Genomic DNA, 890 nt, shown 5'->3' on the forward strand with positions numbered 1-890 from the left:
CGGGTGGGAAATTGGCCCGACAGCGCTTCAAGAAGGGTGGTTTTCCCCGAGCCGTTGGGAGCAACGAGGCCCGCCGCCGTTCCCGGGCTCAGGAAAAGCGACCCGATTGAAAGTATCGTCGTGCTTCCGTATCCCACGCTCGCGTCCAGAAGTTCGAGCCCATGGTGCTTTTTCGCGGGTCCAGGCTGTCTGGGCGAACGTGTCGCAACGGCGCCGACCGCAAAAAAGACCGCGACGTATGCCAGGGCCACGGCAAGCATCGATGCGCTGCCTGAACCGGAGCCAATGAATTCTGTCGGGAAGCATCCTACGTAACCCGTTGCCTCGATAGGCGAGAATACGGCCAGCGGCAGGAGATTGAGCGCGGCGTTATGCTCCAGTGCCGAATCGGACAGTAACGGGAATACCGGGGCCGCGACAAGCAGCGCGGAGGTGAGGGGGCCCGCGAGGACGCGCCTCGTTGCGGTCGATAGGACGACGGAGCAAACGGATATCAAGGTTCCGCCCGCAAGAAGCGCGATAAGCAGGGCTGTGAAGACGTTTCCCGCAGTCGTGGTGGTAAGCGCGCCGTCATGGAAGAAGGCGATCGGGTACCCAATTTGCCCGAAGCCGTTTAGGGCCAAGGCGTAAATGCCCCCGGGTGCGAGGCCGGCGAGGAGCATCGCGGTCCCCGCGGCGATTATCGAAAACACGATCTGGATAAGGCGCCGGAATTTGGGCACGGGCGCCTTCGCCGCCAGGGTCCCGGGCCTTGTGGCGCCGAGCACGAGTATCGACGAGAGAAGGAAGGGAATGAAGGGAAGGAAAGACGGCACCATGGCAACGGCGTAAGGCAGGAAGGAAAGGAATGGCAGGTCGTTTGCGGAGGCCGGGATATCCGTGATGCCGGA

At 62.5% G+C, this 890-nt stretch carries 1 pseudogene; it reads right to left on the bottom strand.

Annotation, left to right across the window (positions count from 1 at the left end):
• A pseudogene (locus tag AAAT03_RS09850) lies at positions 1-890 on the bottom strand (hypothetical protein); the annotation flags it as partial.

The sequence above is a fragment of the Collinsella sp. CLA-AA-H167 genome, from assembly GCF_040095305.1.
Lineage (GTDB): Bacteria > Actinomycetota > Coriobacteriia > Coriobacteriales > Coriobacteriaceae > Collinsella.